This is a genomic window from Actinomadura sp. GC306 (genome assembly GCF_004348665.1).
Classification (GTDB): domain Bacteria; phylum Actinomycetota; class Actinomycetes; order Streptosporangiales; family Streptosporangiaceae; genus Spirillospora.
Genome location: NZ_SMKM01000265.1, coordinates 1 through 9,364, shown reverse-complemented (window position 1 = coordinate 9,364; position 9,364 = coordinate 1). Strand labels below are relative to the sequence as shown.

Here is a 9,364-nt window from a genome sequence, read left to right as displayed (position 1 = left end):
CTCCCGCACGGACCAACCCGGCGCCCGGCCCAGCACCGACAACGCCCCTCCCTCCCCCGAGGAACAGAACCGGGACCAGGAGACAGCAGAATCCCTCGGCCACCAGGACGATCGTGGTAAAAAGTCCGAGGAGCCTGAGACCACCGAACCCGAAAACGAAAACAACACACCCGACCGCGCTTCCCACCAATCCGGCGAAACCGAAGAACCCAGGGCAGAACTGGCCCCACAAGAAGCGAACACCGCAGAAATAGAGGAGGCCAACCGCTTCGTAGGACGCATCCAAATAGCAGTCGACAGCGACGGCAGGCCGATCCCAGCAAGCCGCGACGCCGGAAACGACACCGCAGACCGTGGCGAACTCCGGCGACCCGAAGACGACCCCGCAGACCGCAACCCGAACGAGCCCGATCCCGAACGCCAATCACCTATCGACCGATTCCTCCGCACCGGAGTCACTCGGGCTGAGGACTTCGAGAGCGTCGCCAAAGCAGATGGAAAAGTCGTGGACGCCTTCTTGCGGCCACCACCAACTGGGAAGGCAGAGGTCGGCACGGGTCCGTACATTGAGCCCATGCAGACCAACGCGGGCACCGGGAATGCGGCACTCTCCCTGGGGATTGCCGCAATCGTGGCAGTCGACACCACTCGTAGAGCCGCCCGGGGCGTGAAGGACGGAATCAGACGGATAAAGGAGCAAGGAAATGCTAATCACTGATCTGCAGGCTGCTACCCTGCGCGCCCAACTCGCAGGTCAAGGTGAAGAGCACCAGCGTCTCTTGAGCCAACTCATCACCCGCGAAGACCAAGAGGGTTACTCACTACTCTTGGCCGTCGGGTTCTTCGAAGCCGTCAACCGACGGTTCCAGCCGACGGAAAATGTCGTCGACCATAATGCCGTGATCGACTTCATTGCCAATCTTCGCGCCAGAAGCCCAGAGGTCGCAGAAAGACTTGATCCCATGATCGCCGAGAGGATGATATTGCACGCTCTCGGCAAAGGTGACATCGATGGGATCGGCGAGAACACGAAACTGAGCGGCCAAATCTTGATCCTGAGTGGCCTCATTGCCGACTTGGCGCCCACCGAAGCCGAACTGGACACCTTCATGAGCAAGATCAAAAGTATGGCTCAGGGCAGGTGACAGGGATGGACGAGCGAACCACCTTGATTGAGAGCTTACACAAGACAGCACTGCGGACCTACATTTTCGATCCCGATGAGTGGGAGTCGAAGTACGCCTTCGAGGTGGACAACGACAAGTACCGTTCCGGTTACGCTGCGCTCATCTGGTCTTCTCTCCAAATAGCAGCCATCAGACGTTTCTCGCCAACGCAGTCGCTCGCCGAGATCATTTATTACGTCGCCGACCTGCGCATACTGCTCGCCGAGCACGCGAGCATGCTAAACCCGCGACTAGCGGAGAAGGCGATCCGGTCGCTGCTCGGCGACAATACTTTCCAAGAAGTCCCGCCTTATAATGAGAGCCCAGATGACATGCTGGGCACCGCTCTTATCCTGCTCGCCTCTTTCGTGGCTGAAGCAGGTCTTGACGAGAGCGGCGTGGACGAGTTGATCAACGAGGCCGCAGACAACGTCAGGCAGTTCGACTCGTCATCGCTCTTCGCCCGGGAGGGTGCCGGTGCGCCGCACTTGGAGGGCGGACGCGACGAGAACTTGTCCGCGACTGTGAGACGGGATGCCACCCAGGAGCCATCGCGGGGCGCGAGTGGAGGCTGGGAAGCACCGTAGCCGATGGCGCAGTTCGGTTCAGGAACTGGGGCACGTGTAAATACAGCGCTACTTGAGCGGCAATCGCGTCCAACCGAAAGGCCCAATAGCCGCTCGGGCCCGACGCGGGGATCAAGGTGCGGCAAGGCAACGTCAAGGCAGCCCCACCGCCGCCTCCTCACCTAGCTCGCTACGGGCGGCGAGGACTGGAGGGGCCGCGAGCACTCACCACAGCGGCACGCCCGCTAATCAGCCGTAGGGTGGCATATGGGCCAAGTGTCCGAACCCGACGAGGGTCGGTTGGACGGGCGAGTTTGGCGCGTGCGAAGTGTGGACGTGCGGATATTGGCTGGGGCGGCTGTTGTGTCGAATGTTTGACCGAGTGTGACCTTATGATTGCTCGCGTCTGGTCGAACACAGAGAGTCATTGATCCGAACGGATCGTGACCGACGCGACTTCGGGAGGACGGGCATGCCCAGCCCCTACGTCCGCCGCCGGCGACTGGCGGCCGAGATCCGCAAACTCCGCGAGAGCCGCGGCCTCACCACCGATGGCCTCGCGCAGCTCATGTACTACTCCCGCACCAAGATCTCCCGGCTGGAGAACGCCCAGGGCCGCCCGGACCTGGCCGAGATCATGAACATGCTGGACGTCCTCGAAATAACCGGTAGCCAGTACGACCGGCTTCTCACACTCGCCCGTGAGGCTGCGCACAAGGGTTGGTGGGATAAGTACGGCGTCTCCATGGGTCCTCGCCAGAAGCTCGCAGCCGACCTCGAATACAACGCCGCCACCGTCCGCAGCTACGACCAGAGCGCGATGCCGGGCGCCCTACAGTGCCGCTCGTTCATCGACGCTCTCGTCAAGCTCGACGAAAGCCAACAGACGCTCGACTACCAACCGGAGCGGATGGCCGAAGCGCGTGAGAGGCGGCAGCGAGAGCTACTCCGTTCGGATGGACCGTCCTATGAGACCGTCCTGGACGAGTCTGTGATCCATAGATTGGGCGTACCACCGGAGATCATGGCCGCCCAGCTCCGGCACATGATCGCAACGGTCTCGGAGGAGGAGCGGATCACGGTTCGCGTGCTGATGCACAACGCCCGCATCCCGGGAGGCTTCCTCCCGAAGTCGTCCTTCTACCTTTACACCTTTACCGAGTCAGGCGACCCCCCCATGGCGATCGTCGACACCGTCACCACTGACCTCGTCCTGACACAGCGAGGCGAGGTGGCGCGGTATACCGGAAGATATGACCGGCTCCGCGAGGCCGCGCTGTCCACCGAAGACAGCATCGCCTTCCTGGATCAGGTGGCCAACCGGCTCACCGACCAGACAGGATCGAATACATGACCAAGGACTTCAACGGCTGGCGCAAGTCACGCCATAGTGAACCCAACGGCCACTGCATCGAAGCAGGCCGAGCGATCGACGGCACGATCGGCGTCCGTGACAGCAAGCACCACGGCAACGGCCCCACCCTGCAATTCACAAGCGCCGAGTGGCGGATCTTCCTTCACAAGGTCCGTGCCGACGCCCCCTGACGCCCCTACATGCGCGGCCTTGAGACGAACCACCTCGTCCCAAGGCCGCTAGCGTTTCCGAAGTGTCCACGCTCGAATCTCGGGTGATGTGTCCCTTCGCCCGGCGGTGGATCGAGGATCGTCCTGTACGGCTCCCCGTCTCCCCCTCGCGCCATCGCGTCGTAGACGTCCAAGATCGATGAGTTCGTCCGCGCGAACCGTTCAGAGCGTTGCGCGTGAAGGCTGCGAAACCATCCATGATTTAGTCGACACCGTCACGGCCGACGCCGCCTGGATGGGAGGGGAGTGCGCGGCACCCTCTTCCGCCTGCGTCGTGAACCGCCGCTTCTCGTCCCACGAACACCGGGCCTTCGTCTCCCAGCCCTTTCGCTCGCATGACAGGCGGCCGATCTGCTCGCTCCTTTGTCAGAGGGGTCTGGTTCCCCGGGCTTGCCGAGCGGTTCGGCCGCCGCATCCCCGCACAGCCGGTGGCGGGCTGGGCGGCCGCTGGCGAGGGCCGCTTCATTCGCGGGGTGGCGCGAATGAAGCGGCGGGTGGTGGGTCAGCCGGACACCTCTGTGCGGTCTGCGCCCCAGAGGGTGTGGTAGGTGCCTTCGCGGTCTGTGCGGCGGTAGGTGTGGGCGCCGAAGTAGTCGCGTTGGGCCTGGGTCAGGGCGGCCGGTAGGCGGGTGGCTCGTAGGGAGTCGTAGTAGGCCAGGGCCGTTGAGAAGCCTGGGGCCGGGATGCCCAGGCGCGTGGCGACGGAGACGACCTCTCGCCAGGCGTCCTGGGCTTCGCCGAGGGCCTCGGCGAAGTGGGCGTCGGTGAGCAGGGTCGGGGTTTCCGGGTCGGTCTCGTAGGCGGCGCGGATGCGGTCCAGGAAGCGGGCGCGGATGATGCAGCCGCCGCGCCAGATGGTGGCCATCGCGCCGAGGTCGATGTTCCAGCCGTACTCGGCGCTGCCCGCCTGGATCTCGTGGAAGCCCTGCGCGTAGGCGACGATCTTGGAGGCGTAGAGGGCCTTCTCGACGGCGTCGGCGAAGCCGGAGTCGGCGTTGCCGGTGCGGGACGGGCCGGGCAGGCTCTGGGACGCCTCGCGCAGCGCCGCGTGGCCGGATACCGAGCGGGCGAAGACGGCCTCGGCGATGCCGCTGACCGGGACGCCGAGGTCGAGGGCGGTCTGCACCGTCCAGCGGCCGGTGCCCTTCTGCTCGGCCTGGTCGAGGACGACGTCCACGAACGGCTTGCCGGTGGCGGCGTCGGTGTGCGCGAGGACCTCGGCGGTGATCTCGACGAGGTAGGACTCCAGCCGGCCGGTGTTCCAGGTGCGGAAGACCTCGGCGATCTCGGCCGGGGCGAGGCCGGCGGCGTGCCGGAGCAGGTCGTAGGACTCGGCGATCAGCTGCATGTCGGCGTACTCGATGCCGTTGTGCACCATCTTGACGAAGTGCCCGGCGCCGTCGGGGCCGACGTGGGTGCAGCAGGGCGTCCCGTCCACCTTGGCGGAGATGTCCTCCAGCAGGGGGCCGAGGGCCTCGTAGGACTCGGCGGAGCCGCCCGGCATGATGCTGGGGCCGTGCAGGGCGCCCTCCTCGCCGCCGGAGATGCCGGTCCCGACGAAGTGCAGGCCGCGTTCGCGGAGGGCTGACTCGCGGCGGCGGGTGTCGGCGAAGTTCGCGTTGCCGCCGTCGACGATCATGTCGCCGGGCTCCAGCAGCGGGGCGAACTCGTCGATGACCGCGTCGGTCGCACCGCCCGCCTTCACCATGATCACCAGGCGGCGGGGCCGCTCCAGGGAGGACACGAGCTGCTCGGGCGTCTCGGCCGGAAGGAACGTTCCTTCCGCACCGAACTGATCTACGAGCGCCTTGGTCCGGGTGGCGGTACGGTTGTGCACGGCGACGGGATGGCCGTGCCGGGCGAGGTTGCGGGCCAGGTTGCGGCCCATGACCGCCAGCCCTGTGACGCCGATACGCGCCTTTTGCATTGGATCAGTCCTCCTCGTGTGCGACCCTGACCATGGGTTGTACGGGGACCATGATCCCCGCGTTCGAGCGGCCGCTGCCCCCATCCCAGGGTGCGGCCCGAGTACGCGGTGCGCGTACCAGGGATCTCTTCAATGGTGACATCTCCAGGGGGTTTTACGGATGCTGGGACTGCCCCACGAGGCAGCGGCGTGTCTCTTCGATCTCGACGGCGTGCTGACCCGGACGGCGGCCGTCCACGCCGCCGCCTGGAAGGAGATGTTCGACGGCTACCTCAGGGAGCGGGCGGAGCGGACCGGTGAGACGTTCACCGAGTTCGACGCCGTGAAGGACTACGGCCGCTACGTCGACGGCAAGAAGCGCGAGGACGGGACGCGCTCGTTCCTGGAGTCGCGCGGCATCGAGCTGCCCGAGGGCTCCCCCGACGACCCGCCGGAGACCGAGACCGTCCGCGGCCTCGGCAACCGCAAGAACGCGCTGGTCCTCAAGTTCATCGAGGAGAAGGGCGTCGAGGTCTTCGAGGGGTCCGTCGAGTACGTCCGCGCGGCGCGGAAGCGGGGGCTGAAGACGGCGGTCGTGTCGTCCAGCGCCAACACCGTCCAGGTGCTGCGGACGGTCGGCATCACCGACCTGTTCGACGCGCGGGTCGACGGCGTGGTCGCCGCGGAGCGGGACCTGCCCGGCAAGCCCGCCCCCGACACGTTCCTCGCCGCCGCCCGGGAACTGGGCGTCGGCGCGGAGCAGGCGGTCGTGTTCGAGGACGCGCTCGCCGGCGTCCAGGCGGGGCGGGCCGGCGGGTTCGCCTACGTCGTGGGCGTCAATCGCATGGACGACGCGCACGGCGCGGCCCTGGCCGAGCACGGCGCGGACATCGTGGTGTCCGACCTTTCCGAACTGTTGGAGGTTGAGTGATCGAGCTGGAGGGCCAGGGCGCGATCGACCGGCCCCTGTTCACCGTGGAGCCGTGGTGCGTGCGGGAGCCGGAGCTCCGGCTGGACCGGCTGGCCCAGACCGAGTCGGTGTTCGCCCTGTCCAACGGGCATGTCGGCATGCGCGGCAACCTGGACGAGGGCGAGCCGCACGGCATGCCGGGCACGTACCTGAACTCGTTCTTCGAGCAGCGGCCGCTGCCGCACGCGGAGACGGCCTACGGTTACCCCGAGCAGGGCCAGACGGTCATCAACGTCACCAACGGCAAGGTGATCCGCCTGCTGGTGGACGACGAGCCGTTCGACGTGCGGTACGGCCGCGTCCACCACCACGAGCGGAACCTCGACATGCGGGCGGGCACGCTCAGCCGGCACGTCGAGTGGACGTCCCCGGCCGACAAGACGGTCAAGGTGACCTCGGTCCGCATCGTCTCGCTGACCCAGCGGGCCGTCGCGGCGATCTGCTACGAGGTCGAGCCGGTGGACGAGGCGGTCCGGATCGTCGCGCAGTCGGAGCTGGTGGCCAACGAGGCGCTGCCCGGCGGCGGCAAGGACCCGCGCGCCTCCGCCATCCTGGAGAGCCCGCTGGTCGGCGAGGAGCACGTCGCCAACGGCACCAAGGTCCTGCTGCTGCACCGGACGAGGCAGAGCGGGCTGCGGATGGCCGCGGGGATGTCGCACGACATCCAGGGTCCCGACTCGACGACCGTCGAAACCGAGAGCTCCAAGGACGTCGGCCGGCTGACGGTCGCGACGCGGCTGGAGCCCGGCCAGAAGCTGCGCATCGTCAAGTACATCGCGTACGGGTGGTCGAGCCAGCGGTCGCGTCCCGCGCTGCACGACCAGGTGGTCGGGGCGCTCGCGGGCGCGCGGCGGACCGGCTGGGGCGGGCTGCTGGCCGAGCAGCGCGCGTTTCTGGACGAGTTCTGGGAGGGCGCGGACGTCGAGGTCGACGGCGACGCCGAGATCCAGCAGGCCGTGCGGTTCAGCATGTTCCACGTCCTGCAGGCGGGCGCGCGCGCGGAACGCCGCATGATCCCGGCCAAGGGCCTGACGGGTCCCGGCTACGACGGCCACGCGTTCTGGGACACCGAGACGTTCGTGCTCCCGGTGCTCACCTACACGTTGCCGGGTGCCGCGGCGGACGCGCTCGCCTGGCGGCACATGACACTGCCGCTGGCGTGCGAGCGTGCGGTGCAGCTCGGCTTGGAGGGCGCCACGTTCCCCTGGCGGACGATCCGCGGCCAGGAATGCTCCGGCTACTGGCCCGCGGGGACTGCCGCGTTCCACATCAACGCCGACATCTCCGACGCCGTCCTGCGGTACCTGGACGCCACCCAGGACCTGCAGTTCGAGCGGGAGATCGGGCTGGACATCCTGGTGCAGACCGCGCGGCTGTGGCGGAGCCTGGGCCACCACGACGTGGGCGGCGTGTTCCGCATCGACGGGGTCACGGGCCCCGACGAGTACAGCGCGGTCGTGGACAACAACGTCTACACCAACCTCATGGCGCGCCGTAACCTCCAGGAGGCCGCGGAGATGGCGATGCGCCATCCGGACGTGGCCGACCGGCTCGGTGTGGACGCCGAGGAGGCCGCGTCGTGGCGGGACGCCGCGGCGGCCATGCTCATCCCCTATGACGAGCGGCTGGGCGTCCACCCGCAGAGCGAGAGCTTCACCCACCACGCCCGGTGGGACTTCGCGGCCACCAAGCCCGACCACTACCCCCTGCTGCTGAACTACCCCTACTTCGACCTGTACCGCAAGCAGGTGGTCAAGCAGGCCGACCTGGTGCTCGCGCTGCACCTGTGCGGGGAGTCGTTCACCGAGGAGGAGAAGGTCCGCAACTTCGCCTACTACGAGGGGCTCACCGTCCGTGACTCCTCGCTGTCGGCGCAGACGCAGGCCGTGGTGGCGGCCGAGGTGGGCCAGCTGGAGCTGGCGCACGACTACCTCGGCGAGACCGCGCTGGTCGACCTGCACGACCTGAACCGCAACACCCGCGACGGGCTGCACATCGCCTCGATGGCGGGGGCGTGGAGCGGGCTCGTCGCCGGGTTCGGCGGGATGCGGGCGGGCGACGGGCGGCTGCGGTTCGCGCCGCGGCTGCCGGGCGGCATCAGCCGGCTGGCGTTCCGGATGCTGTACCGGGGCAGCCGGGTGAAGGTCACCGTCACCGCGGAGTCGGCACACTACGAGCTCCTGGACGGCCCCGGCCTCAAGCTGTGGCACCACGGGGAGCCGGTCACGCTCGGCGACGAGCCGGTGGAGCTGCCGATCGAGCCGATCCCGGCGCGTCCGGCACCGGCCCAGCCGACGGGACGGGAGCCGGCCCCGCGCCGCATCGACCCGCACGGCCGCTGATTTCGGCGCAGGCCAGGCCCACGGCGCTCGCCTGGCGGCTCGCTCCGTGACCTGGCCTGTGCTCGGCCATCGCTTCGCGCTCTTCCCGGTGAGGCTCGCCTCCGGCTTCGCCTCACCGGTCAGGTCACGCGCTCGCGTGCGTGGCCGAGGCCGCGTCGAACCGCCTAGTTCCGGGAGGCGCAGGGGTCGCCGCAATCGGCGTCCGCTCCGCCTCCCGGACGCGGTTCGGCATCCCCTGCACCGCGCTCGGCCAGGAGCCTGCGCGGGCCGGGGCCCTCGTCGCCGAGCTTGTCGTAGGGGTTGGCCAGGGCGCACTTGCTCATCGACAGGCAGCCGCAGCCGATGCAGTCGGTGAGGTCGTCGCGGAGCCGTTCGAGCTGGCGGATGCGGGCATCGAGGTCGCTGCGCCACGCCTCCGACAGCCGCGCCCAGTCCGCCACCGTGGGGGTGCGCTCCTCGGGGAGCGTGGCCAGGGCGTCGCGGATCTGGCTGAGCGGTATCCCGACCCGCTGGGAGACCTTGATGAACGAGACCCGGCGGAGCGTGTCGCGGCTGAAGCGCCGCTGGTTGCCGGCCGTCCGGCGGCTGCTGATCAGGCCCTTGGACTCGTAGAAGTGCAGCGCCGAGACGGCCACGCCGCTCCGCTCGGCGAGCTGCCCGACGGTCAGTTCGTACACCCGGTGCTCAAGCCGCGTCATGCGCGCATCCTATGCGCCCTCAACCACGGTCGAGGTTCAGCCGACCCCACCCCCCGCCGCGTTGACTTGCGGCGTGTTGTTGTTATGGGACGCCGGATAACAACAACACGCCGCAAGTCAACGGGGGCGGGG

At 68.0% G+C, this 9,364-nt stretch carries 9 protein-coding genes; 7 read left to right on the top strand and 2 right to left on the bottom strand.

What is annotated here, in order from left to right; all coding sequences use genetic code 11:
- The 5 genes from E1200_RS34015 to E1200_RS27280 all read left to right on the top strand — a co-directional run.
- On the top strand, nt 1-718 hold a 718-nt coding region (locus E1200_RS34015), incomplete at its 5' end, for a hypothetical protein (RefSeq protein ID WP_165950479.1).
- Nucleotides 705-1,145, top strand: coding sequence for a hypothetical protein (locus E1200_RS27295; RefSeq protein ID WP_131954946.1), 441 nt, complete (start codon nt 705-707; stop codon nt 1,143-1,145). The genes E1200_RS34015 and E1200_RS27295, both read left to right, overlap by 14 nt.
- A 5-nt stretch (nt 1,146-1,150) precedes the next feature.
- The gene (locus E1200_RS27290; RefSeq protein WP_131954945.1) at nt 1,151-1,753 is read left to right on the top strand and encodes a hypothetical protein; all 603 of its coding nucleotides are present in this window, start codon (nt 1,151-1,153) and stop codon (nt 1,751-1,753) included.
- Nucleotides 1,754-2,204: 451 nt separating this feature from the next.
- Nucleotides 2,205-3,086, top strand: coding sequence for a helix-turn-helix transcriptional regulator (locus E1200_RS27285; RefSeq protein WP_131954944.1), 882 nt, complete (start codon nt 2,205-2,207; stop codon nt 3,084-3,086).
- The gene (locus E1200_RS27280) at nt 3,083-3,277 is read left to right on the top strand and encodes a DUF397 domain-containing protein (RefSeq protein WP_131954943.1); all 195 of its coding nucleotides are present in this window, start codon (nt 3,083-3,085) and stop codon (nt 3,275-3,277) included. The genes E1200_RS27285 and E1200_RS27280 overlap by 4 nt, the downstream gene beginning before the upstream one ends.
- A 541-nt stretch (nt 3,278-3,818) precedes the next feature.
- Here E1200_RS27280 and gndA read toward each other — a convergent pair.
- Nucleotides 3,819-5,243 (bottom strand): NADP-dependent phosphogluconate dehydrogenase, encoded by a 1,425-nt coding sequence (gndA, locus tag E1200_RS27275; protein WP_131954942.1) that lies wholly within the window; start codon nt 5,241-5,243, stop codon nt 3,819-3,821.
- Between the two features lie 160 nt (nt 5,244-5,403).
- Here gndA and E1200_RS27270 point away from each other — a divergent pair, with 160 nt between their 5' ends.
- Together E1200_RS27270 and E1200_RS27265 are read left to right on the top strand one after the other, a co-directional pair.
- Complete coding sequence (locus tag E1200_RS27270; protein WP_131954941.1) at nt 5,404-6,153, top strand: beta-phosphoglucomutase family hydrolase; 750 nt, start codon at nt 5,404-5,406, stop codon at nt 6,151-6,153.
- Nucleotides 6,150-8,534: a glycosyl hydrolase family 65 protein gene (locus tag E1200_RS27265; protein WP_131954940.1), complete on the top strand. Its 2,385-nt coding sequence runs from the start codon at nt 6,150-6,152 to the stop codon at nt 8,532-8,534. Before E1200_RS27270 ends, E1200_RS27265 begins: the two co-directional genes overlap by 4 nt.
- A gap of 164 nt (nt 8,535-8,698) precedes the next feature.
- Here the strand turns inward: E1200_RS27265 and soxR are convergent, their stop codons facing one another.
- Entirely contained in the window at nt 8,699-9,232 is a 534-nt protein-coding gene (gene soxR / locus E1200_RS27260; RefSeq protein WP_131954939.1) for a redox-sensitive transcriptional activator SoxR, read from the bottom strand.
- Nucleotides 9,233-9,364 lie beyond the last annotated feature (132 nt).